Origin of the sequence: Microcoleus sp. PH2017_35_SFW_U_B (genome assembly GCF_020737865.1) — a bacterium.
Taxonomy (GTDB): Bacteria; Cyanobacteriota; Cyanobacteriia; order Cyanobacteriales; family Microcoleaceae; genus Microcoleus.
On sequence record NZ_JAEQDE010000129.1, the window covers coordinates 1 to 24866 of the forward strand.

16 protein-coding genes are annotated in these 24866 nt (G+C 45.3%); 6 read left to right on the forward strand and 10 right to left on the reverse strand.

Annotation, left to right across the window (positions count from 1 at the left end; translation table 11 throughout):
- Positions 1-185: 185 nt before the first annotated feature.
- Positions 186-1583: an amidase gene (locus tag JGK36_RS29975; RefSeq protein ID WP_293178726.1), complete on the forward strand. Its 1398-nt coding sequence runs from the start codon at positions 186-188 to the stop codon at positions 1581-1583.
- A gap of 328 nt (positions 1584-1911) precedes the next feature.
- Here the strand turns inward: JGK36_RS29975 and JGK36_RS29980 are convergent, their stop codons facing one another.
- Positions 1912-7458 (reverse strand): ATP-binding sensor histidine kinase, encoded by a 5547-nt coding sequence (locus JGK36_RS29980; RefSeq protein WP_293198930.1) that lies wholly within the window; start codon positions 7456-7458, stop codon positions 1912-1914.
- Between the two features lie 377 nt (positions 7459-7835).
- On the opposite strand from JGK36_RS29980, the gene JGK36_RS29985 reads away from it, so the two are divergent.
- The gene (locus tag JGK36_RS29985; protein ID WP_293198931.1) at positions 7836-9494 is read left to right on the forward strand and encodes an alpha/beta hydrolase; all 1659 of its coding nucleotides are present in this window, start codon (positions 7836-7838) and stop codon (positions 9492-9494) included.
- A 530-nt stretch (positions 9495-10024) separates the two neighbouring features.
- Entirely contained in the window at positions 10025-10243 is a 219-nt protein-coding gene (locus JGK36_RS29990; protein ID WP_293198933.1) for a hypothetical protein, read from the forward strand.
- Positions 10244-10565: 322 nt separating this feature from the next.
- Here JGK36_RS29990 and ilvC read toward each other — a convergent pair whose 3' ends face one another.
- Positions 10566-11564, reverse strand: a complete 999-nt coding sequence (gene ilvC, locus JGK36_RS29995; protein ID WP_293178718.1) for a ketol-acid reductoisomerase — start codon at positions 11562-11564, stop codon at positions 10566-10568.
- A 241-nt stretch (positions 11565-11805) separates the two neighbouring features.
- Here ilvC and JGK36_RS30000 point away from each other — a divergent pair, with 241 nt between their 5' ends.
- On the forward strand, positions 11806-12195 hold the full coding sequence (locus tag JGK36_RS30000; RefSeq protein WP_293178716.1) for a VOC family protein: 390 nt from the start codon (positions 11806-11808) through the stop codon (positions 12193-12195).
- 227 nt (positions 12196-12422) lie between these two features.
- Here JGK36_RS30000 and JGK36_RS30005 read toward each other — a convergent pair whose 3' ends face one another.
- From JGK36_RS30005 to JGK36_RS30020, 4 genes are all read right to left on the reverse strand, one after another.
- Positions 12423-14093 (reverse strand): dynamin family protein, encoded by a 1671-nt coding sequence (locus JGK36_RS30005; protein ID WP_293198935.1) that lies wholly within the window; start codon positions 14091-14093, stop codon positions 12423-12425.
- A 265-nt stretch (positions 14094-14358) separates the two neighbouring features.
- A complete protein-coding gene (locus JGK36_RS30010) occupies positions 14359-16437 on the reverse strand; it encodes a dynamin family protein (protein ID WP_293178713.1) in 2079 nt (692 codons plus the stop codon).
- Between the two features lie 140 nt (positions 16438-16577).
- A complete protein-coding gene (locus JGK36_RS30015; RefSeq protein ID WP_293178711.1) occupies positions 16578-16916 on the reverse strand; it encodes a hypothetical protein in 339 nt (112 codons plus the stop codon).
- 171 nt (positions 16917-17087) lie between these two features.
- Positions 17088-17609, reverse strand: a complete 522-nt coding sequence (locus JGK36_RS30020) for a pentapeptide repeat-containing protein (RefSeq protein WP_293178709.1) — start codon at positions 17607-17609, stop codon at positions 17088-17090.
- Positions 17610-17838: 229 nt separating this feature from the next.
- Between JGK36_RS30020 and JGK36_RS30025 the strand changes: the two genes are divergently transcribed.
- The gene (locus tag JGK36_RS30025; RefSeq protein ID WP_293198937.1) at positions 17839-19377 is read left to right on the forward strand and encodes a SagB/ThcOx family dehydrogenase; all 1539 of its coding nucleotides are present in this window, start codon (positions 17839-17841) and stop codon (positions 19375-19377) included.
- Between the two features lie 29 nt (positions 19378-19406).
- Here JGK36_RS30025 and JGK36_RS30030 read toward each other — a convergent pair whose 3' ends face one another.
- The 3 genes from JGK36_RS30030 to mnmE form a co-directional block, all read right to left on the reverse strand.
- Positions 19407-20441, reverse strand: coding sequence for a macro domain-containing protein (locus JGK36_RS30030; RefSeq protein WP_293178705.1), 1035 nt, complete (start codon positions 20439-20441; stop codon positions 19407-19409).
- Positions 20442-20464: 23 nt separating this feature from the next.
- Positions 20465-21091: a DUF4433 domain-containing protein gene (locus JGK36_RS30035; protein ID WP_293178703.1), complete on the reverse strand. Its 627-nt coding sequence runs from the start codon at positions 21089-21091 to the stop codon at positions 20465-20467.
- An 84-nt stretch (positions 21092-21175) separates the two neighbouring features.
- Entirely contained in the window at positions 21176-22561 is a 1386-nt protein-coding gene (gene mnmE, locus JGK36_RS30040) for a tRNA uridine-5-carboxymethylaminomethyl(34) synthesis GTPase MnmE (RefSeq protein ID WP_293178700.1), read from the reverse strand.
- 198 nt (positions 22562-22759) lie between these two features.
- Between mnmE and JGK36_RS30045 the strand changes: the two genes are divergently transcribed.
- Entirely contained in the window at positions 22760-22915 is a 156-nt protein-coding gene (locus tag JGK36_RS30045) for a hypothetical protein (protein WP_293178697.1), read from the forward strand.
- 246 nt (positions 22916-23161) lie between these two features.
- Here JGK36_RS30045 and ltrA read toward each other — a convergent pair whose 3' ends face one another.
- Positions 23162-24757 (reverse strand): group II intron reverse transcriptase/maturase, encoded by a 1596-nt coding sequence (gene ltrA, locus JGK36_RS30050; RefSeq protein WP_366035322.1) that lies wholly within the window; start codon positions 24755-24757, stop codon positions 23162-23164.
- Positions 24758-24866 lie beyond the last annotated feature (109 nt).

The window sequence follows — 24866 nt, forward strand, 5'->3', positions numbered from 1 at the left end:
AAAAGCAATCCCAAATGCCTTCAGCAATGGGATAGAGAGCTGCGTAGCTCAGCCGAGGCGGGTTAATCCGCTCGAAGTGAAAGCGAAAGGGGAGGGACTCAATGCCTCCCGTGTCATGTAATAGATGACTATACTTTTACCAGCTATAAATATATACTTTGCCGAACCATTCAGGACTTACACCTATGAATTCTGTCGATCGGGCTTTTAGTTCAGCCCTGGATTTGGCGAAGTCGATCCGCGCTCGGGAAATTTCGCCCCTAGAAATTGCCAATGTGTACTTGGAACGGATCGATCGATTAAACCATCAACTTGGTAGTTATTTTACAGTAACTGCCGATCGGGCGATCGAGCTGGCGACAGCGCAAACCGAACACCTAGCAGGCTTAAACAAGTCAGAGGAATTGCCGCCGTTTTTCGGAGTGCCGATCGCGATTAAAGACTTGACACCAGTTACCGGCATTCCGTGTACTTACGGAGTTCAGGCTTTGCACAGTAACATATCTCCCTACAACGAGTCAGTAGTCTGGCGGATCGAAGCAGCCGGATTTAACATTCTGGGCAAAACAGCAACCTCTCAAATAGGCTCATTGCCTTACAGCGAACCCCCAGGTTTCCGGCCCGCGCGCAATCCCTGGAATTTAGACTACACGCCCGGAGGTTCCAGCGGCGGCTCAGCGGCGGCCGTAGCGGCGGGTTTATGCGCGATCGCCCAAGGTTCAGACGGCGGCGGTTCGATCCGAGGCCCAGCTTCCGCCTGCGGTTTAGTGGGCATTAAACCCTCGCGCGGGCGAGTTTCCTGGGCACCAGTCGGAGATTACCTGAGCGGAATTTCTGCCAACGGCCCTCTCGCCCGCACCGTCGCTGACGCCGCCGCCCTGTTGGATGTGATGTCAGGCTACACCACAGGCGATCCATACTGGCTACCAGACCCAAATCCCACGTTTTTAGAGGCTTCCGGCGAAAAGTTGGGCAAACTGCGAATTGCTTTTTCTACCAGTATTGCTCCCGTGGGTGAGGCAGCGCCTGTGTGTCAGCAAGCCGTACTCGAAACCGTAAAATTACTGACAGATTTGGGTCACGATGTCGAACCGGGATGCCCGGATTTTACAGGTTTAATCGAACCGTTTACAGTAATTTGGCAGTCTGGGGCGGCAGCAAGCGGCATTCCAGGCAAGGTTTTGGAACCGATGAATCGCTGGTTGTTGGAAAGGACTGTTGGGGCTGGGGAATATTTGCGGGCGGTGAATCAAATGCAGGTGATTTCACGGCGGATTGTGGGATTCTTTGAGAATTTTGATGTGTTAGTTTTGCCGACTTATATGCACTCGCCCATTGGCATCGGGGAGTGGGCCCATTTGAGTTGTGAGGAAACTTTGCAGCGGATTATTAATTGGGTTGCTCCTTGTCCGCCATTTAATGCGAGTGGTTTACCTGCGATCGCACTTCCGGCCATCTTAGATGATAACGGTTTGCCGGTGGGAATTCAAATTATCGGGCGGCCGGCGGCGGAAGCAACTTTAATTGCATTAGCGGCGCAGATAGAAGCGGCGAAACCTTTCCCGGTTTTAGATTTTAAATAGGTTTGTAGATGCAGATAGACGGCGAATAGAATTCGCGCCTATACGAACAAAACCTGCCTCCGCAGGTTGAAGAGAATAAGGTAATTTTAATTTCCCCGTTTTCAACCCGCGCAGGCGCGTGAGTGTCTGTATAGACGCGAATCCTATTCGCCCGGTTGTCTGTATAGACACGAATCATATTCGCCGGGTTTTCTTCAACCCACGGAGGCGCGTGAGTGTCTGTATAGACACGAATTATATTCGCCGGGTTTTTTTCAACCCGCGGAGGCGCGTGAGTGTCTGTATAGACGCGAATTATATTCGCCCGGTTTTCTTCTCTAATCCTTCTCTAATTTAAGGGAATTGCTATCACAAACTCCGCACCTTTTCCCGGTTCCGAAATACACTCGATCGCACCGCCGTGTTTTTCGACTACAATTTGATAGCTAATCGACAATCCCAATCCCGTACCTTTCCCCTCCGGCTTAGTGGTAAAAAACGGATCGAACAATTTACACCGCGTTGCTTCAGCCATCCCCCGCCCATTATCCTTAATCCGAATCACCGCAAAACTCTCACTTTTCCCCCCTCTTACTTCTTCCTTATTCTCTCTTCCTTCTTCCTTATTCCCTCTTCCTTCTTCCTTCTTCCTTCTTCCTTCTTCCTTCTTCCTTATTCCTTCTTCCTTCACATCCTTGACTTCGGTGCAAACTGTGATAATATTAGGATGCTTATCAATGTCAGCGTAAGTACGTGAAGCATTCGACTCATCCAAAGCATCGATCGCATTTGAGAGCAAATTCATAAACACCTGATTGAGTTGTCCGCTGTAGCACTCAACCGCAGGTAAGTCGCCGTATTCCTTAATCACTTGAATTGACGGACGTTCCGCATTAGCTTTCAAGCGGTGCTGTAAAATCATCAACGTACTCTCGATACCTGCATGAATGTCGGCCGGTTTTTTTTCATTACCGTCAACGCGCGAGAAGTTGCGTAATGATTGCATGATATCACGAATGCGATCGGTTCCTAACTGCATAGAACCCAGCATTTTAGGCAAATCTTCCATCAGATAATCGAGTTCCATATCTTCTGCTGCTTCTGCAATTTCCTGTACCGGCTGTGGGTAGTGCTGCTGGTAAAGATTGACAATGCAAATCAAATCTCGTACATAATCATTAGCGTGGTGGAGATTGCCGGAAATAAAGCCAACGGGGTTATTGACTTCGTGAGCAACTCCTGCTACCAACTGCCCCAAACTTGAGATTTTTTCCGTTTGCACCAGTTGAGCTTGGGTTTGCTGCAACTTGTGCAAAGATTGTTCTAGTTGCTGCGACTTTTGTTGTGCTTTTGCGTAGAGTTTAGCATTTTCTAGGGCGATCGCAACTTGAGAAGTCAAAACTTTTAAAACTTGCAATCTTTCGGGAGAAAAAGCACCCACTGCTAAGTTATTTTCCAGGTACAGAATGCCTGTGAGTTGGCCCTGATAGATGACTGGATTGCAAAGAATTGACTTTGGCTGACTGCTGACAATATATGGATCTTCGGTAAACAAGCCGTCTGACGCTGCATTGTTTAAAACCAAGTCTTTTTGAGTTCGAGCAACATAGTTAACAATAGAAACTGGCAAATCTTGACTAATTTCAACGGGAAGGGATTGCAAGACAACGGCTTGATTTTGCTCTGACGTACAAGCTGCTTGGATCAAAAGACTATCATCTTTGTAGAGCATCAGCACAGCTTTTTGAGCGGCGGCATTTTCTAACAAAATCTCGATCAAACTGGCGAGCAATTTATCCAGGACAATTTCGCTGGTAATTGCTTGAGATGCTTTGACGAAGGTGCCGATATCTAAGGATTTACTGAAATCGCTGCTGGTGGTTGTTGTCGTGGCGGTGACAGTTAAATCGCGGGTTTTAGTTTCTCGGTTGAGGGTTTGGGCGACTAATTGGGGATATCGGGCTTCTAAATCTTTGACTTTGGCGATCGCTCCCCAGTGGATGTAACCGTAGTATGATTCTGTGAGATATACTTGAGCAATTTTGTCTTTGTTGCGAGAGAAATAAAACTCGGCCGCAAGTTCGTTAGCGAGTGCTTCTTCTTGGATGTATCCTTGCTCTTTGGCTCCTTGAATAGCTTTGTCATAATAATCTGCTGCTTCCCAATTTTTACCGAAAACTCTCGCTTTTTCAGCCTCTACTAAATCGTACTTGTGCTGGTAGTTCATCGGGGCGTGGTGCGCCCATGTCTGCATTTGTTCCTGATTGGCTGCTACTTGCATCAAGTATTTTTCTTGTGCTGCACTATCCGCAGTTGGATACACAGCCAGGAGTGCCAGGGAATAGTAAAAATTGTTTGTGCCGACCATCATGTAGCCAACCATCCCACCTGCGTATTCTACCGCCAAAGATGCGTTAGCAACTGCCATATCGTATTCTTTAAACAAGTAATGCAGAAGTGTTTTCGCAAAGTAAAAATTAAAAAAAGACCAATTAACTTTCAAATTTGGCAACATTTCTATTTCGTTAAATTCATCCCCGATCAATTGACTTTTATTGGTCGAACGCCCCATTAGATTCAAAACCATTTGTGACCAAGTTCTGATAAATACACTAGGAAAATCCTGCTTTAGGTTCAGTGTTAAATTTATATATTGCCCTTGCTTTTGTGCAACATTTTCTAGTGGCTCGCCAATCAAAAATAGGTGATTGCAGTAGTTCATGGCACAATAACTGCCAAACTCTAAATCTCCTGTTTCTAAGCCAGATTGAATCCCTTCCATTAAGGATACAATAGTTTCCCTGGCGTGTTCTTTCCAATGTCTAACAAAAGTGTTAAACATATTGTAAATTTTGGATTTAAGTTGTTTAGCATTGAATTTGTCTAACAGTTTCAAACCTAGTTGTCCAGAATGATATCCAGCGTTTAGCTCTCCCAATACCGCACTTAGCAGCAAACCATACCAAGTATAGGCGATCGCCCCAAGTGCTGAATAACCGCTTTCCATACCAAAATCGACCATTGTGAAGATGATCTGTGGCAAGAGTTCTGGTTTTGCACCAAAAGCCGGAGAAAGAAGCACCGAGAGTATCCGCATTGCCGCCAACTGATAGTCATCAGTCATTACAGGTACTTTTTCTAGTTCCTCAATTTGAGGCAACTTAATTCCAGCGAGATTCTCTGGGGGGATTTCAGAGAGGGACAACCCCAATATTTCCACAGCTTTTAGCCCATAATCTACAGCCTGACTAAATTGGTTTTGAGACATATAAGACTGGATTTGGATTTCGTAGACTTTAATTTTGTCTAGTACGCTAACAGCTTGTTGTAAAACAAGATCCGCTAATTCTTGCGATCGCCCAAAGTTAGTATTCAGATACTCTGCCTCCGCTGCTTCTACGTGCAGATTCAGCGTCAAGTCATAATCAGTATCCCAACTTGACTGCATACTAACGGGGGACTGGGAGGAGTTAATGAGTTCCAAGCCGACATTCAAATACCTGACAGCAGCTTCGTAAGCATTAGATGCTTTAGCTTTTTTCCCGGCGATCAGATTCAGTTTTGCCAATTCATCTTTTTCGGTTTTTTCTGTGAGAAATTCAACCCCAACATTCAGTTGGTTGACAATATCAAACACATTATCGTCAATCTCAGCGACGGGAGTATTTTTGAGCAGCAATTGACCGATTTTTAGGTGCGTTGCTTGCTTTTGGGCGTCTGGAATCAGAGAATAAGCTGCTTGCTGCACTCTGTCGTGCAGAAATTTGTAGGCAATTTTGGATTGAGAAGCGGGAATAATCGATCGCAAATTATCCAGTCCCCAGCCTCCAACCAGGGGAATTTTGTAAGCATTACTCAACGGGAGAACCAATCCAGTTTGCAGCGCCGCCCAGAGTTCGCTAGCTGCTTGCGCCTGGGATTGTTCGTTGACAATTGACAAAACATCGAGGGTAAATGTGTCGCCAATACAAGCCGCCAATTTTAAGACTCGCTGCGTAGTTTCCGGAAGTTTTTCGATGCGGCTGGCTACCAATTCCACGACACTTTTGTCGGTAATGCCGATCGCCTGAATCTGCGCTAAATCCCACTGCCAACTACCGCTGCTCAACTCAAAGTGTAACAGATTTTCTTGATACAGCGCTTGCAAAAGCTGCGTGATGAAGAAAGGATTACCGCCCGTTTTGTGGAAAATCAACTCAGCCAGCAATCTCACCTTGTCGTTAGCCGTGATAGTATCGGCAATTAATTCGCAAACATTGCCGAAATCCAGCGGTTGCAATACAATATTATTGACTGGAGTACCAGTTTTGGCAATTTGCTCGATCGCCTGTACGAGCGGATGAGTCGGATGAACTTCATTATCCCGATAAGCACCAATCAACAGCAGGTATTTACTTTCCGAATTGCCAAGCAACAACTGCATTAAATTCAGCGAAGCCGAATCAGCCCACTGCAAATCATCTAAAAAGATAACCAGCGGATGTTCTGCGCGAGTAAAGACGCCGATAAACTCTTGAAAGACTCGATTAAACCGATTTTGAGATTCCGCAGCCCCCAGTTGTGGCACTTCCGGCTGTTTGCCAATAATTAGCTCAATCTCGGGAATTACATCAACAATCACAGCACCGTTTGTACCCAAAGCCGCCGCTAACTTTTCTCGCCAAGCTTGCAAATTTTCGCTGCTTTCAGTCAGCAACTGCCCGATTAAGGACCCGAAAGCTTGAATCAAAGCTGCATAGGGAATGTTGCGCTTAAATTGGTCAAATTTGCCGTTAATAAAATAGCCGCGCTGTCGCACAATTGGCTTGTGAACTTCATTGACAATGGCGGTTTTACCAATCCCAGAATAACCGGAAACTAGGACTATTTCGCTGCGCCCTGGGAGTAAATCCCTATCACCTGTAGGGACACGGCACTGCCGTGTCCCTACCCTTTCAAAAGCAGCAAGTAAACTATCGACTTCAAGTTCTCGCCCGTAGAGTTTTTGAGGGATTGACAATTGTCCCGATCGATCCAACTGTCCGGGTACAAAATAAGCAACTTCCCCAGTTGTCTGCCAAGAATTCAAACAGTTTTCTAAATCTGCCTTAATCCCCTCTGCTGTTTGATATCTATCTTCGGCATTTTTTCCCAAAAGCTTCATCACAATATCCGAAACAACTTGCGGAACCAGATCGCTATTTTCTAAATTCCTCCTGCATTCAGAAGGTGGCGCGGGATGTTTGGCAATATGACAGTGTACCAGTTCCAAAATATCGTTGCTTTTAAACGGCAATTTGCCTGTCAGCATTTCGTAAAATGTGACACCTAGGGAATAGAAATCGCTGCGATAATCTAAGGTGCGGTTCATTCTCCCAGTTTGTTCGGGAGACATATAGGCGACTGTACCTTCAACTAAGTTAGCGCTGTTAATTTGGGGAGTTTCTTTGCTCAGCCGGGAAGCGATGCTGAAGTCGGTGATTTTAACTATTCCTGTTTCCAGGTTGATGATAATGTTGGAGGGTTTGATGTCTTTGTGAATGATGCCGTTTTGATGCAGCGAGTTGAGTGCTGATGCTAGCTGAATGCCAATGTTTAAAAATGCTGTTAAGTCAAGCTTTTTTGAGATGATTTGACCCAGGGAGTTGCCTCCAAAATCTTCTGAAATCAGGGCGAGACGGTTTTGATACGTTTCGAGGCTGTAATATGTGACGATGCTGTCTGCGTGTAAATGCTGAGTAATTTTATATTCGTTTTTTAAGCGGGTAATTTGTTCGAGGGTGGGAAATTCTGCCTTGAGGATTTTGATGATGACTGGTTGTTCGTCTGACTGTCTAATTCCCCGGTAAACGCTGGTATTGAACCCGTCGGAGATTGAGGTGGTGATTTTGTAGCCTGGAAGTGTCAGTGTATTCATTGAAATCCTCCTGATAGCTGAGGTAAATTGATTTTTTTCAAGACTGACGGAAACGATATAATGCCAGAGGACGATCGCACTGCACTCGAAAAATGATCATTCTGATGCAAAGGTCAGGGATATCGCAGGGTTTTATTTACTATCGTAGTAAACACAAAATATGATGTCAACCGCAATTTCGCGTAGTGCATTAAGCTAAATGGCCATGTTTGATTGGCAATTATACTTAATAGGATCGCGACGATCGACATTTAAACATACCGAGAGGTTTTGTCGATCGCATTCCCAGACAATTTATCAACACTTGAACAGAATTTCTCTGTATCTGGGACAATTTTAAGAATATAGTGATATCCCTCTAGTTGAACCAGGTAAAAATGAGCATCCGACCAAATTTAAGATGGTTTTCCTCAGTCGCGAGTGTTTGTGGCGCGATCGCGATCGGCACTTTCGGCGCTATGATATCCCCTGCAAAAGCTACAGAAACAGTTGTTGTCCGCAAAGGCCCTTTAGAATCCTCAATCTCGGTGGCGGATTTGCGCGAGCTCGCAAAAACCGGAAAAGTCCCCCCGAGACTCCAAGCATACGCCAATCTGCTGTCTGACGCACAGCGCAGTCAAATTTTGGGAGCACTTCAAGCGAAAATCCCTCTCAATGTAGTTGGTTTGAGCAACTTGCTAAATACGCGCATCGGGACTGCGATTTTGACGGATTTGACTACAGTCATTCCCAGGCGCGACGGTGCGGGTGTCGAAGCGCTGCGAGCGGCTTTGGTGCTGGGGGCGAATGCGCCGGAAGGCTTATCGGTATTGAGTTTCATTGAATCTTATCCGAGTTCGCGGGTAGTTGTGGATCTCGATCGAGCTTTCGCAGTTTTAAGCAATTTAAACTCGGGTTTTTGGCAAACTCAGAGGTTTATGGCCGCGATCGCACCTCAATTAACAGCCACTAAACCCGCCTTTAACCCGCCTTTCGACCCAACCCAACCCGGCCCGAATTCGGTGCGGGTTCTCAAGCTAGATTTGAACGATAGCGCCCGCAATCGGCGTATTCCTGTTGATGTCTATTGGTCGAGAGCAGCGACGGCGGACAAACCGACGATCGTGTTTTCTCACGGTTTGGGTTCGGTGCGGACGGATTTGCGTTATTTAGCCGAGCATTTGGCGTCCTACGGCTACGTGGTAGCTGCTGTAGAACATCCGGGAAGCAACGAAACAAATACCAAGGCTGCGATCGCGGGTAAGTCTCAGTTGCTCGCTTCTGGAGAGTTTTTAGACCGTCCTAAAGATATCAGTTTTGTGCTCGACGAACTGGCAAAATTGAACCAAACTGATGATAACTTGCAGGGGAAAATTGCGATCGAGCGATCGATGATCGTGGGCTATTCCTTCGGCGGCGCCACAGCCTTGTCCGTAGCCGGTGCCGAACTGCAATTGACCGGGCTCAAACAGCGCTGTCAGGGGGATTTAATCGGGTTTAGCTTGGGCGAAGGCATTCAGTGCGCGGCGGCCCGATTGCCCGCAGAACGGTATCAATTGCGGGATGTGAGGATAAAAAGGGCGATCGTTATGAATCCCACCACATCATTACTATTTGGAGAAACGGGTTTAAGTGCCATTCAAATCCCTACATTAATAGTAGCATCTTCAGCCGACAAAACCACACCCGCCTTAGTCGAACAAATTGCCGGATTCCAAAAGATTACCGCCCCCAAATGGCTAGTCGGCTTTGTAGGAGGAACCCACTTAAGCGTCAAAGATCCGAGTACAACCTTAGACCAAGCTAGCAGACCGAGTACAGTAATTTCTGGCGATGAAGTTGTCGGCGAGCAAGCTGTGAGCATACGCAATTATATTAAAGCGATAAGTCTGGCCACTGCCGCTCAACTAACGGCAGAAGCTGACAAATATGCTATTTTTCTAACGCCCGAATACGCGCAGTTTGCTTCTACCAATGCAATTCCAGTGCGCCTGGTAACAGAAATTTCCCCTGAGACTAATGCAGTCGTGCAAAATTTTATTCAAGGGAATAAGTAGTGAGTTGACAGTTGACAGTTGACAGTTGACAGTTGACAGTAGTTATTAGTGCGAACTTAGGAATGAGAATTAAATAATTTACACATATTTGTGGGATGGGCGTCCCGCCCGTTCTTTCTGGACGGGCGGGACGCCCATCCCACAATAACAATGAAAATTGTAAGTTATTTAATTTGCGATCCTTAAGAACTCGCGAACGTTATTAGTCAGCAGCCATTAGTCATAAATACTTCGGACAGTTTGATTGTCCACGCATAGGCGAGAAACCCGGTTTCTACGAGTTTTCCCATTTAGTAACGAGAAAGTTACGAAGAAACCGGGTTTCTGAGGTGTCACGAGTCCGTACATTTGAACTTAGATTGTGAGTTGGTAGTCAGCCTTGTCGAATAATATTGCGAATTAGCAGTCTTGTCTTTTTCATGCTGCGTCCGCTTATGCCTGGGATTTCTTTTCTTTAGCGCTGATATTTTTGGTTCGCGCCAGGGCAAAATATAAACAAGGACTTTTACAAACTTAACTCTGAAACTGCCATGCCTAAAAAAAATATTATCCCGATAGTGCTGCTGTTTGTAGCGCTGTTTACCCTTTACGGTGACAGTTTAACTTTTCTCCCCAAACCTGTAAGAGATACCAGCTTAGCAAGTAGAAAGTTCTTCGTCAGTTTGTGGCCGTCATGGGTGAAGCCAAAAGAGGTAAACAAGGAAAGGGATAAGGAGATTGAGGACTTGCAAAAAAACCCTAGTCGATAGTTTTGACAGTTGACGGTTGACGGTTGACAGTTGACGGTTGACGGTTGACGGTTTGCTTAGAGAAGGGTTGACAGTTGACAGAAATCCGATGGAAGTTGGAAGACAAAGAAAGAACCAATTGACCGATTTTTGTCTGTTCAGTGGTGTTGGGTTTATTTCTGCTGCTTGTCAGGTGCGTCGCTGTGAGATTCTCTGTCTTATTTAGGGATTTTTCGTGGCGACACACCCTAGGACTACTTTTGACAATTACTATTAGATTAGCGATTTTAGATCTTAGATAAAACGAAAAATCTAAAATCTAAAATCTAAAATCCAAAATCGATTATGCTTGCTTTTTCAACCAGCTAAACATAGCGCGCAAATCTTTACCAACTTCTTCAATCGGATGTTCTGCTTCCTGACGGCGCATCGAAGTAAAGCCCGGTTTGCCGGCTTGGTTTTCCAGAACGAATTCGCGCGCAAATTGGCCGGATTGAATTTCGCTAAGAATTTTACGCATTTCGGCGCGGGTGTCATCGGTGACGATGCGGGGGCCGCGAGTTAAGTCGCCGTATTCTGCGGTATTGGAGATGCTGTCGCGCATTTTGGCGAGGCCTCCTTCTACTACTAAGTCAACGATAAGTTTAACTTCGTGCAAACATTCAAAATAAGCTAATTCTGGTTGATATCCAGCGTTAACTAAGGTTTCAAATCCAGCTTTAATTAAGGCGCTCAAACCGCCGCACAAAACTACTTGTTCGCCAAAAAGGTCGGTTTCTGTTTCTTCGCGGAAAGTGGTTTCGAGGATGCCGGCTCTGGTGCCGCCGATACCTTTAGCATAGGCCATTGCCCGATCGCGCGCTTGGCCCGAAGCATCCTGATATACTGCAAACAAACTCGGAACACCTTCGCCTTGTTCGTAAGTCCGGCGCACCAAGTGTCCGGGGCCTTTGGGGGCTACCATTACTACGTCTACGTCGGCTGGGGGGACAACTTGGCCGAAGTGAATGTTAAAACCGTGAGCAAATGCTAAAACATTTCCTGCTGAAAGGTTAGGTTCGATTTGTTCTTTGTAAATAGTTTTTTGAACTTCATCGGGTAATAAAATCATGATGAAGTCAGCGGCGGCGGCTGCTTTGTCTACCGGGTGAACAGTTAAACCTGCATCGGTTGCTTTGGCGGCAGATTTGCTACCGGGATACAAACCGACAATGACATTCATGCCGCTGTCTTTGAGGTTGAGGGCGTGGGCGTGTCCTTGGGAACCGTAGCCGATGATAGCAACCGTTTTGTTGGCTAAGAGGTCTAGGTTGGCGTCTTCGTTGTAATACATACGGGCCATGGTGCTTGTCTCCTGAGATGCAAATGGGTGAGTGACTGCAAAACTCTCATTTTATCAAAGTGGGGTGCTTTTTTTGCGGAATTTTACTAATTAAGATTTGGGCGGGGGAATTTATAGGGCGATTCCCTACGGGATAGCTGCGCCGCGCGTGCTGAATTTAGCAGGTTTTGCTCGAAGTCAAATATAATTGTTAGTAGCGTGCTGTGCTGTTGAAAAAACGCAACTAACTAACTTTTTTAATATGGAAATAAAGGCAATACATCATGTGGCGATTATTTGCTCGGATTACGAAAAGTCAAAGAAATTTTATGTAGAAGTCTTGGGATGTTCCACAATCAAAGAAACTTTCCGAAGCGAGAGGAATTCTTACAAACTAGATTTGCAAGTCGGAAACGGCAGCGCAATGATTGAACTGTTTTCATTTCCCCATCCTCCCAAAAGAGTTAACAATCCTGAAGCTTGCGGTTTGAGACATTTAGCTTTTGCAGTCGAGGATATAGAAGCATCGGTTGCTTACTTGAAATCGCAACAAGTGGAAGTAGAAGAAATTCGCCTTGACGAAATTACCGAAAAACGGTTTACCTTTTTTAGAGATCCAGACAACTTACCGTTAGAAATCTATGAAATTTAGTTAACAGGACTTACAGCATATTCGGGTTTGGTACGGACACGGAATTGCCCAAGGAGTGTCAACTTAACGTCAAACCCTGAGTCCGGCAGTCCGGCAGGGGTTAAAACCCTAGTGGGCTTTCGGCTTAAGTTGACACTAATGGGATCTTGGAGTGTCCCTACGGAGGATATAGCTGGCCGGAAAGCCTGTTATTGATGATTTGACAGTGCCATGAAAGTAATCTAAAATCATCTGATTTTTATTCGATCTAATTCTGCTGCTAAATTTTCCACTAAATTATTTACTAACTGTAACTGGTACTGTTGAACATTCATATTTAGCGGCTCTTTGCTGTCTTGAAAACAGATAACTTTGGCGGCGATTTCCTTGTAGTGTTGCAGCATTAAAAAAGTATCGATACTGAAACCAATTAGATAGTTTTTAGCAGCTTCGTTGCAAATTTCTGTTACTTGATTTAGATAAGCTTCTGACGATTCAGGTGGCTTTTCATAGCCTGTTCTTTTCTTCAAAATATAGCTAGCACCGCCGACTACTGCTGCTCCCATTGGGCCGCCCAACAGCCAACCTAAGCCGGTGGCGATCGCGACTGGAGTCACTTCGCCCTCGATCGACCTTTTAGCAGCGGCGGTTGGCGGTTCTGGTAACGCGATTTGCGGGGATGGGGGAAACGAGATCAAAAGGGCGATCGGCTGTTCTCGATCGAAGAACTCGCAAGCTTTATTTACCCATTCTGCAATGGTTTCCCGCTGGTTCAGTACATCTTGCTCAAATTTTGTCTTCCACGCATCAAAACTTCCTTGCTGAAGCGACAGCGCCATTTCCGATTGATAGCGCCGCAAAAGTGTGGGCTGGTAAAGCCAAATCTCGAAGTCGGAAACGCTGGCTTGAAAGCCTTGTGAAATCAGTTTTTCAGCTTTTTGTTTAATTTCAATTCGGTCTTTTTGCTTTTGTTGAGCGGCTGTTATTTCGGTGGCGACAGTTTCAGATTTCGCTCGCAGAGATTGACAAATCTTAGTAGCTATGGCTTCAATTCTCGGCAACTTAACTGCTAGTTGTTCCTGTTGACTTGCGACTATACTTTGCAACGCCGATTCAAACATGGCAATTCCGGTAGTTTGTGCAGCCGCCACATCTCCTTTTAGCCTCGCCCGCAAAGCCGGCAAAGCATCGACGCGGTAGATATTGCTGATATTGTTCGGCAAGTTGGAGCGAAAACTTTCGGCAACAAACAACAATCGATTGTATACTTGTTTTTGGTCTTCTGGTTCGAGTAGATTGAGAAAATTGGCAACAAAGACGACTGTGTTAATTTGGCGATCGCTCAACCAGTCTCTCAAGTGCTCCCGTTCGCCCAGAGTCATCAATTTGCGAGCGTCCAAAACCTGGACAACTAAATCAGCGGTCAGCAATTTATCCCGAACTAAGTTATCCTGTTCTTGGCGATCGTTAGTTCCGGGCAAATCCAGCAATTCCACACCCGTTTTCAGGAATGGGTGGGGACAATACACATTCACGGCTGCGACATCATCCCGCATCTGTCGGTTATCGTCGAGGATGGCGTAGCGTTTTAACACGTCAGTCCCCGCTTCGCTGACTTCTGTGCCGTCTTTGAGGGTGATTTTTGCGTGCAATTCGTCGCCGTAGTTGACATAAATGGCAGCACCTGTAGTGGGCACAAGATCGATCGGCAAAGCGCGATTTCCAAGCAAAGCATTCAGCAAAGTTGACTTACCGTAATTAAACGGGCCGAAGACAGCGATTTGAAAAGTTGGTTTGGCGAGATAGTCGCAAATAGAAGTTGTATCTCGGTAAAGTTGGGAGTTTTTATCTAGTTCGAGAATGCCCAGTGCTGATTTGAGATAGTTAGTTAGATTTTGATAAGTTTCGGGTTGTTGCATATTTAAAATTATCTCATTGTTTGATTATAAAAGGTTTGATCGTGCGGACTTCAGTCCTCTTCCAAATCCGAGGTACGTAGTTGCGCTTCAGCGCTCTTAGTTATATATGTAAGAGCGCTAAAGCGCAACAACATACCTTAGCCTCCAACTTTTCCAAATCCTAGGTACGCCTCCAACTTTTCCAAATCCTAGGTACGTAGTTGCGCTTCAGCGCTCTTAGTTATATATGTAAGAGCGCTGAAGCGCAACTACGTACCTTAGAGCTTCAGTTAGCGGATGCTAAGAAACCTTGATAAACCGATTCTATACTCTGCGCCTGAGCAGAAACATCAGCCTCCAACTTTTCCAACCGCTGCGATTCAGCCTGAGAATTAATCTCCCGAGATTGCTTTTGTTCCAACAAATTATCCAACTCAGCTTTCCGAGACTTAATATCATCATTCATGCGATCGCCCACTTCGCGCCCGTAAACATCAAAACACTCTTTCACAGCATCGTGAATCGGCTGCCACTGCTCCTGAGCCACCTGCGGCAGATATTTTACCAACTCTTTTTTAGCTGCTTTCACTAACTGTTTGTGAGCTCCGTCTGCTTGCAAAACCCCAACACCCATCCCCAGCAAAGCCAAGTACAGTGGCCCCAAAACAATCCCCGTAAAACTCGCAAAAATCGTACTGACGCCCAATACAGTAATTAAATTGAGCAGGATATTTTTCCAGTCGAAACCAGCTCCTGCCATTGCTACACCCGCCAGGTTTCCTGTTGTTAATGAAAACAATCCCATCGCCCATTTTGCCCAAGCTGGCGAGTTATCTTCGTTTGAGTTGCTGACTGCTGCGGGGATTTTTTGCCCGGTCAGTTTTTCGGTAATTTTTTCAGTCACTTTTGTGTAAGATGCTCCGTAATTGGCTGCACTTTGCGACAACTGCGAAAATGCTGAATTCATCTCTTGTTCAGCCGTGAGAGTCCAAGCTGCTAGTTTGTCGTTGATGTACTGCTCGAATGCTCGTCTGAGCGATGCTTCAAAGGCTTCTCGCTTATCTTGGCTGAAGAAATCCAGAAATCTCAGCTCGGGTTGATACCGCAAAAAGTCGGTTTCAAAGGTATTTTCTAAATTGAGAACGTAGGTGCGGAAAGAATCTGCGATCGCCCGCGATTTACTATCTCTAACTCGGATAATTTCTTGTTGAAATTCATCGCGAATCTGACTCAGTTTATTAAACTCCGGCTCAACAGAATTAATCTTGTCCTTCAACTCATTGACATCCCGTTCGAGCAATGGTAAACGGCGCCCGACAGCTTCGCGGACGCGAGCAGAAATTTGACGCGCCAAAGTCCTCGCCGGACGCAATTCCGAAATCGCTCTTTCCTGCGTCAAAAACGTATTCAATGACGCCATAAACTCCGGAAAACCAGTTCCTGCTAAATTTGCATCCGGGTTTTTTACCCGCAATCTGAGCGCCTTAATTGAGGTAATTGGAAACACCCGCTCGTCGTAAATGTCGTGTCCTTCTGTTAAACAATATTCAGCCAAATTAGCTTTGAAAACCCGCCCCAGTTTGTGTTCTGCTTCTGCCATTTCTTCAGGATCGTCCGGATCGATCAAACTTTCCCGCACTTGATCCCAAGCATTGATCAGAAAGAAAATGCTTAATCCACGACCTTTGATATAATTTTCTAGATAACGTCTTTCACCCATTGTACAAGGCTGAGTTGCCCTGAGTACAAACAAAATTGCGTGACAGTTGTTGATGTAACCGAGAGATAATTCGTTGCGCGATTCTGTATCGTTGAGTCCGGGACTGTCTACTATTTCTATGCCTTTTTCTAGCAAAGGTAAGGGATATTCTACTACGGCGCAGTCGATATCTGGAAATGCTGGTTTCTGTTCTGATTCTAAGCGTTTTGCTTCAGCGGGGTCGATTGTGTAGTCTTGTTTGAAACTTTTAAAATCGAGTTGTTTGGGGCTTTTGCCGTCGTTGAAATAAACGGTGACATTTTTTTCGGGGCCGTAGCGCAAAATTGTCAGCAAAGCAGTACAGGGATTGACATCGCTGGGAAGCAAGTTTTCGCCGATTAAGGCATTTAGAAAAGTGCTTTTGCCGCGTTTCATGTCGCCTAATACGAGGAGCCGAAATACTCCTTGGCGCAAGTTTTTGCTGGCGAGATTGATGTCGGCGCTGTCTGTTTCTAAACCGAGTTTTCCTGATGCTTCGATTCCGGCTAATTCCGATCGCTCTATGGATGTGACGATGTTGCTCAGGCGATCGGCAATTTCTCGGCGCACGGCGGATACTCGCTCTAAATCGTTGAGAAAGCTGCTAGTTTCTACTTTGAGGTTCATGGTTGTTTTCTGATTGTTTACTGCTGGATATTTCAAAACCAAGCTATTTCATGATGGTGTTCGTGCAAAAGTTATTTGATTCGCTATTCCTCGCGAACAATGTGCAGTACAGACCTGAAATGACTACAATAGCCTGTTAGTTAATTCTTGGGATTCTTATCTTGAAAAAGTATTTTGTAACCAATGAAAGCAATTGCTCCCACCATCACCGCAGTTCCTAGCCAAGATGCTACACGCAGGGCAACCAGCGCTACAATTGCCAGACCTGTAAATTGACTGATTGCTATGATTTTTCGGCGCCATAGTTGCAGTTTGCTTTGAGTATTGTTGTCTGGTTCTTCGTACTTTCTCGTTATATTCTCTGGTACCGATCGTTCGATTTCCGATTCTAGTTCGCGGAGTCGAAGTTCTTGTTCTCGCTTCCGAAGTTGTTGTTCTTTGTGTCGGAGTTCTCTGGCTTTTTCATCGGGATCGTTCATAGGTTTGACCTTTTTTTATGTGGAAATATGTGTTGTTTATTGTCAATATTGCACAGCCATAAGTTCTCTACGACTGTAACTCACATTGTCAGCGGTGTCGAGAAATGTTAAGAAATATCAAAAATGGCGATCGCCTTTTTCGACCGATCGCCCAAATGCAGTGCTGCGAAATCAATATCCTTCCGGGCCGATGGTAGTGCGATCGCACTCCGCGTCGGACAAATCCACTAAGCGCGCTCGAAATAAGTTGCAGCCAGCTAATTGAGCTTTGGTTAACTTTGCTTTCTCCAAATTAGCTCTGCTCAAATCAGCATATCTCAAATCGGCATTGCTCAAATCTGCATTGTACAAATCCGCACCTTGTAAATTGGCTTTATGCAAATTTGCTCCTTGCAAATTGGCGTGGCGCAAATTTGCTCTAGATAAATTAGCTCCTGATAAATTAGCTTCAGACAAATTTGCCTGATAAAGTTGAATGTCGCCCAATTCAGCATCTTGTAACTGTGTTTTGTAAAGATTGGCTTGAGTCAGATTTCCGTAGGGCAAATAAGCTCGCGTCAGCACGCTACCAGAAAGGTTTATTTCTGGCAAATCTGCTTGAAACAAGTTATCTCCACTTAAGTCAACGGCGTTAAAGTTTCGCTGGCCTTCAGAATACTGAGCGAGCAATTCCTCAGCGCTTAGCTTTTGCATTTTCAACCCTTAATGACGACAGCTTTTGCAGCCAATTCATAATGATAATTGATGGTTCTTATTCTGCGTATTTATACTTAGGTATCTTATTATGTTAAGCTTGTGTAACAACGATCGTATTTTTTCTAAGATTTTTTTTATATTTGTAAATTTCTGGGTTGCTCGACCATGCTTGCCGTCAGTAATGTCAAGATCGATAAACAAACCAAAGCTGATTCTCTACTGAAATATGCCAGAACTTCCTCCCTCCATTGCACAGCACTACCACGAACGGACGAAATACGATCCCCAAACCCTTGCTGCCAAAAGCAGACAGCTAGATTGGACAGAGCAACCAGTTCCGTTCAAAGAATATAAAATTGGCGCGTATTTTGACCTGAAGCCTTATCTAAAAGACCCCTCAGACGATCCAAATTCCCCGGATGATGCCAGTTGGTGGCATCGGTTGTCCAGCTTGTTGCTGTGCAGCTACGGGCTGACGGCGAAGGTGCAGACGGTAGATGACAGCTACCTGTATTTGCGATCGGCACCATCGGCGGGCGGGCTCTACCCAGCAGAGGTTTATTTAATCTCGCGGGGTACGCCACAGTTGCCGGCGGGACTCTACAATTATCAGTGCAGAACTCATTCGCTGGTTCATTTTTGGGACAGCGAAGTTTGGCCGGCCCTGCAAGCGGCTTGTTTCGGATCGCCGGTGTTAGAAAATACCCAATTGGCGATCGCCGTTACCACTGTTTTCTTCCGTTCTTCTTGGCGTTACGCAGATAGAGCTTATCGGCGAATCTTTCTCGACACTGGTCATTTATTGAGCAATATCGAGTTAGCTTGCGCCATCAACGATTACCGACCTCACCTGATTGGAGGATTCGCAGACGAAGCTGTCAATCAATTACTGTATATCGACTCGCAGCAAGAAGGAGCGATCTGTTTAATTGGTTTAGCTGACTTGCTAGACATCGACCAAAATTTGCCAAAGTTTAAAACGGCTTTGGCAGGAAAAACGACGACAGATTACCCGAAAATTTCCGAAGGTCAAATTTTGGAATACCTCCATAAAGCGACACAGTTAGAATCAGATCCCACTGGAGTAGATGGCTGGAAACTTGATGAAAGTGAAGGAGATTTAGAGGACAAATATAACTTTCCATTTTGCACTAAAGTTTCGACTGTCACACCTTCGATTCCTTGGGGAGTGAATCTGGAAGGTTTAGAAAATATGATGCTGAAGAGGCGTTCTACCCGTGCTTATACAGGTGCTTCTTTGAGCTTGGGCGAACTCCTAGCGTTGCTTGATTTTACTTATCAGTCGCAGCACTATATCGACCAAGGATTAGACGGTTATCCAGACTATTTCGATCTGAGTTTGATTCAGACTTTTATTGCGGTTTCGGGAGTGCATGGGTTAGAAGAAGGTTGTTATTATTACGCTCCGAAAGCTCAAGAATTGCGGCAAATTCGGTTCAAAAATTTCCGCAGGGAGCTGCATTATTTGTGTTTGGGGCAAGATTTGGGCAGAGATGCGGGGGCGCTGTTGTTTCACACGGCGGATTTGAATAGGGCTGTTGCCAAATATGGCGATCGCGCTTACCGATATTTGCACATGGATGCGGGTCATTTGGGCCAGCGGTTGAATTTAGCAGCGATTCAACTGCGTTTGGGTGTCAGCGGTATTGCGGGCTTTTTTGACGATCTCGTGAATGACGTTCTCGGTATTCCTACGAGTGAGGCTGTGCTTTATATCACAACTCTGGGCAGACCGCGATCGTGAGGATGAGGCATCAAACGGTAGAAGGTATCCTAAACAAACCAACTCTGCTCGCGAAGCCGCTCCCATGCTTTGCGAATATGTTGAGGCTTAAATAGTTCGCTCTTGCGGATGTTCCATTCGCGCACAAGTTCGATCGCTCTTGCGGAATCCTCGGCAGCTTCCCTATTTTCCGAAACAACCCAGTGAACAGTTGCCAATAATTCCATCCCGTAAGGAGTTTCAAAACCATTAATTAACCCGCTAACACGCTCTAGTCTAACATTAGCATCAGCAGCATTTTCTAAAAATTCCCGCGCGGCTATTTTACCTTCCGACAGCACATAGATTTGTGCCTCTCGGCTTCGATCTCCATAACCTCGAATATAATGCCCTTCCAGCTTCTGCAAAACATGATTGAGATTATTTGCATAGGGGCCGTACTTTTCTCTCACATACTGCAATTTTAGTGGTTCACCTGCTACCTGAAGAAAATAAGCTAGCTTTTGAATTTCCAGCATTGTCAAGCGATAGCCAGGAATTCCGTACAATTCCAGCAAGCTAATAAACAAGGCACGAGCGCGAGTCATTTGGGGTTTTTCGGTAGCCACCCGCATCGAATCAGCTTGCGGAGTAGCCTGCGGTTCAAACAGCAAAACTTGCACGTTTGGCAGTTCTGAAAAAGCTGATTCAATTAGCGGTTTGACTGTCTGCCAAGCCAAGCCACCATTCCCGCAACCTAGCGGAGGAACCGCAATAGAAGTAATGCCTAATTGCTTTACTTCCTGAATCAAAGCTTTTAGTCCAGTTTGAATATCTTCGATTTTTGACTTGCCCTTCCAGTGGCGTTTAGTCGGAAAATTAATAATGTATCGAGGATTAAATAGATTGCCAGTAGATATTACAAACATTTGTCCCGGCTGCACTTCGCTCGCCCGACAAGCTTTTTCATATTTGCGAAAATTATCGGGATATGCCTGCTTGAATTGCAAGGCAATTCCTTTCCCCATAACTCCAACACAATTAACTGTGTTCACTAGGGCTTCGGCATTTGCTTCTAACAGGTTGCCTTGCTGAATTTCAATCACTTTAATTTCCCGATCTTTTTGTCTTAATAATACCAGTTTTTGTGAACTATTACTGACGGTTTATGTGTAAAATTTTGTAAAATATTCTCTGCCTGTGATTTGATTGTATTATTGATAACGCCGATTTCTGTTATTAACTGCCAAGGCAAAATGTTGCGAACTAAGAACTCGGCTTGACGCCTGCGCTTTCTGTCGTTGTCTTCGTTTGTGTCGTTCCAGTAACGGGATTCCATAACATCCCAGTCGATCGCACCTAGATAGTTGAGGTCGTCAAAAAAATCGGTAAATGTCATGACTGCATGACCGTCAGTAAAAACAAAATCTAAACCCGCAGACTCGATATTCTCTATACTAGAAACTAGGTGAATGACTGTTGTTTGACCTTGAGTGTAGTTTTCTACATTGCCTTTATTAATCGTATATAACATCGGAGAACGGGGTGCAAAATAAAATGGAACATAATCGTGTAGTACACCACCTCTACCGCATGGAACGCGGATTCTAGCGCGACGATCTTGGATGTTTTCGTAGGCGATATTAGTGTACTGAGTTTTTGCAGCACGCATAGCGTTGTAAGCTAACAATCCACCTTCAGAAATAATAGATTCTAGATTGTGAATGTGAGTGATGTGGTAGATAGTTATTGGCACTGCTGTTATTTGTTGGTTGTTTCAGGTTGAACTCATCATTGTAATATCCCTTTGACTGTTAAGGCTGAATCATCTTTTGCATCCCTATTTCCCAATACAAAACCTGCTAAATATTCTATCCAAGACTGATTCCGTCACTTCTTCCCCCGTAACTTCCCCCAATGCTTGAATTGCGCCGCGCAAATCTATTGTCCAAAAATCTAACGGCAATTTATTGTTAATAGTATCCGTGCATTCTTCCAGGGAAATTTTAGCTCTGGTTAAAGCTGCTGCTTGCCGCTGGTTGATTGCTAAATCTGAGTTTTCTGCTTGCAAATTTCCGCCACTGACAGCATCTAATATGGCTGTTTCTAATTCTTCTATACCTCTATCCAAGGCGGCCGCCGCGGTGACTATCGGGTGAATTTCCGAGGAAAAAGGTAATTCTGGGATTGTTTTTACTAGGTCAATTTTGTTGATGATTATAATGAGCTGGCGGTGCTTGACTTGTTCGTAAATTTCCCGATCGCCTGCTGTCCAACCAGATTCTGCGTCAATTGTCAACAATACTAAATCGGCTTGTTTGGCTGCGGCGCGCGATCGCTCTACGCCGATTTTTTCTACCTTATCCTCCGTTTCCCGAATGCCCGCTGTATCCAGCACCTGCACCGGAATCCCGCCCACTACTAGCTGCGACTCTACCACATCCCGCGTTGTACCGGGCAAATCTGTGACGATCGCCCGATCGCTCTTACTCCACGCATTCAACAAACTCGACTTTCCCACATTCGGGCGTCCGACAATCGCCACTTTCAAACCGGTTCTCAACAATTCACCGCGATCGGCCGTCGCCAAAATCCTTGACAATTCGTTCAAAATCTGATTGATTTCCAAACAAGTTTTAGCTTCATCTAAAGGCGGCAAATCTTCCTCAAAATCAATTCTCGCCTCAATTTCTGCCAACACATCCAAACAAATTGCTCTTAATTTGCGAATTGGCTGGGCTAATTTTCCCTGCAAACCAGCTAAAGCACTTTGTGCCGCAGCGGGCGATTGGGCTCCCACCAAATCTGCAATGCTTTCAGCTTGAGTTAAATCTAACCTTCCGTTCAAAAAAGCCCTGAGCGAAAACTCTCCCGGCTGCGCCAATCTCGCCCCATTTTCTAAACACAACTGCAACACTTGCTGCACCGCCATAATGCCGCCGTGACAGTGAAACTCCACCACATCTTCGCGGGTGAAAGAACGGGGCGCTTTCATGATTAACAACAAAGCTTCATCGACTAATTCTTGAGTTTTGGGGCGGCGGATGTGGCCGTAAAGAATGCGGTGAGATTCCCAAATTTGCCCTCCTGGAGCGCGAAACAGGGTTTCGGCAATTTTTAAGGCTGCGGCACCGGAAACTCGCACAATGCCGACGCTGCCTTGTTGGGGAACGATCGCAGTGGCGATCGCTGCGATCGTTCCTCCTTTTGTTAGTGATTCAGACATTTTTATGATTCACACATTCCAAAGTTATAGATATCTCATTGACAGAATAAACAATTTCAGCGAGTTTTTTCCAAGATATTAAAAGAGGGTGGCCGCCGCGCTTGAGTGCGATCGCGAATCCGTTAGGTAAGCCCTCGAACCGGATCGCCCGGAAAGCCCCATTCAGTCGATTTTAGACTGTAGATTTGAGATTTTAGATTGACTTCCAGCGCAGTGAATCAGGGGGTTGAACAGGAGTCGGAAATTTTAGGTGGCGGGCGACGAGTGTCCGAAAGCAAGTATCCGTTTTTGGGCACGAGTCAGGACGCGATCGAACTTAAAAAATTAGTCCGCCAAATCTTTTGGCTATCTTGACACTCTCAGGTCTTTCATACGCTGAGATTCTGCGGACAAAGTAGGCTTGGGTAAAACCCAAAGTCTAACTCTCGCTGGGAGTCGTCAAACACCGTCTACCCAGTTGGTTTAGGTCTAAACCTAACTTACTGGCTACTTTTCTCAAAATAATTAAAGTCAGTGAAGGAGTCGCCCCCTCCACTGCTCTCCAAAACGGAACGTGATAGTTTCCCATCATTGGGCTCCTCAATAAAACGGCTGTTGTCATCAGTACGTCATTACCAACATATCGTTTTCCCAAACCCAAAGGCTTGGTTCCACTGGTGGCTTAGGTTTAGCACTTTTACAGCTAGATTTGTTACCGAGACTGCCATCGTTGGCGGTCTTTGTGTCGTGGCAATGTCGATGGAGTAGTTGCCAATTATCATAAGATTCCCTTCCACCTTTCGATTTAGGGATGATGTGGTCAACTTCTATCGAATCTCCATCTTTGAAGTAGTTATCGCAGTGGGTGCATTTCCCTTTTTGACGCTTGAGTAGTTTAGACACTCTCGCAGGTATTTCGGGGTGTACTCCCATTCTTGAACTCCAATATAACCAGTCACCGTCGTAGGGGGATGCTTTTCCTTTTACCTTTACATAGCGTTTTATTTCCGTGGAGCTATGTTGTATTAGCGCATAAGGATTGTTACCCTCTCCGGTTGCAAACACCCAGTTATTGCCTTCTACGGTTTTGAAGTATTTAAGGCGTATCCACCCTCTGCCTTTGTTCCTATGACGATGACGACCCCATTTGAGGAGCTTCCAAACCACTAAGTGCCACAGCCTTGCAAATATTTTCTGGCTGACGACTGAACAGAAGTAGTTACACCAACCCCGTATGATAGGATTGAGATTCTTAATTAAAGTCGCTTGATTTAAGCCACGCGACTTATTTATTACTTCTGCAACTTTTCTGTAGTGCCTCTTCTGGCTTTCCTTACTGGGGGTGATAATAGTTTTAAAACCCAATAAGACACCTCTAGTCCCTATTCCCGAGTTATATTTTCCTACTGGAAACTGCTTGATGTTGAATCCTAGAAAGTTAAATCCAGATTCTTCCCCATCTAGTCTATTCAGGGTATGGGCTATCTTTGTTTTACTCGGTTTTAGTTCTAACCCAATGTCACTTAACCACTTCTCTATCTCAACCTTACACAGCTTTACGACTTCTACATCCTCATGGAGGACTACGAAATCGTCAGCATATCTTATCAGTGAAATCGATTTGATTTTGTCTCGTAATCCACAAGTATGACCACGAGAGTCTCTCATCTCGAATTTTGGGGCTAAACCCATAATCAATTCCTCAAGCCCATGTAAGGCGACATTGGCAAGTAGAGGTGAAATCACCCCGCCCTGTGGTGTACCTTCATCAGTTGGGAACAGCTTGTTTCCATCCATTACACCAGCTTTTAACCAAGCTCGGATTTGTCTCCGTAAGGTAGGATAGGTATTCAATTTTGAGAGAAGTACATCATGGTTAATGCGGTCGAAGCATTTGCTAATGTCGGCATCCATCACATATTTTGATTTTTGCTTTATTGCCAAGAATATTGCTCCGATAGCATCGTGACATGAGCGCCCAGGTCTGAAGCCGTATGAGTTAGCTTCAAATCGCGCTTCCCATTCTGGTTCTAACACCAGTTTGACTAACGCTTGCAAAGCTCGGTCTTCCATTGTCGGTATGCCTAATGGTCTTTCCTCATCTGTCCCTGGTTTGGGTATCCAAACTCGGCGTGTTGGCTTAACCTTAGAACCCAGTGATATTTTATTTATCAAGGCGAAACGTTGCTTTGGGGTTAGCGATTTCACACCATCCACACCAGCCGTCTTCTTGTCGGGTAAGGAGGAACACGTCGCCGCGTCCTCCTCCCCTAAGAACCGGACTTGACAGTTTCCCATCATCCGGCTCAAGCCTCCAAAACCTCAG

What these genes read in the sequence shown, in the direction of transcription:
- JGK36_RS29985 (WP_293198931.1), top strand. Translation starts at nt 7,836, where the DNA reads ATGAGCATCCGACCAAATTTAAGATGGTTTTCCTCAGTCGCGAGTGTT.
- JGK36_RS30010 (WP_293178713.1), bottom strand. Translation starts at nt 16,437, where the DNA reads ATGAACCTCAAAGTAGAAACTAGCAGCTTTCTCAACGATTTAGAGCGA.
- JGK36_RS30005 (WP_293198935.1), bottom strand. Translation starts at nt 14,093, where the DNA reads ATGCAACAACCCGAAACTTATCAAAATCTAACTAACTATCTCAAATCA.
- JGK36_RS30020 (WP_293178709.1), bottom strand. Translation starts at nt 17,609, where the DNA reads ATGCAAAAGCTAAGCGCTGAGGAATTGCTCGCTCAGTATTCTGAAGGC.
- JGK36_RS30015 (WP_293178711.1), bottom strand. Translation starts at nt 16,916, where the DNA reads ATGAACGATCCCGATGAAAAAGCCAGAGAACTCCGACACAAAGAACAA.
- JGK36_RS29990 (WP_293198933.1), top strand. Translation starts at nt 10,025, where the DNA reads ATGCCTAAAAAAAATATTATCCCGATAGTGCTGCTGTTTGTAGCGCTG.
- JGK36_RS29980 (WP_293198930.1), bottom strand. Translation starts at nt 7,458, where the DNA reads ATGAATACACTGACACTTCCAGGCTACAAAATCACCACCTCAATCTCC.
- JGK36_RS30025 (WP_293198937.1), top strand. Translation starts at nt 17,839, where the DNA reads ATGCCAGAACTTCCTCCCTCCATTGCACAGCACTACCACGAACGGACG.
- JGK36_RS29975 (WP_293178726.1), top strand. Translation starts at nt 186, where the DNA reads ATGAATTCTGTCGATCGGGCTTTTAGTTCAGCCCTGGATTTGGCGAAG.
- JGK36_RS30000 (WP_293178716.1), top strand. Translation starts at nt 11,806, where the DNA reads ATGGAAATAAAGGCAATACATCATGTGGCGATTATTTGCTCGGATTAC.
- mnmE (WP_293178700.1), bottom strand. Translation starts at nt 22,561, where the DNA reads ATGTCTGAATCACTAACAAAAGGAGGAACGATCGCAGCGATCGCCACT.
- ilvC (WP_293178718.1), bottom strand. Translation starts at nt 11,564, where the DNA reads ATGGCCCGTATGTATTACAACGAAGACGCCAACCTAGACCTCTTAGCC.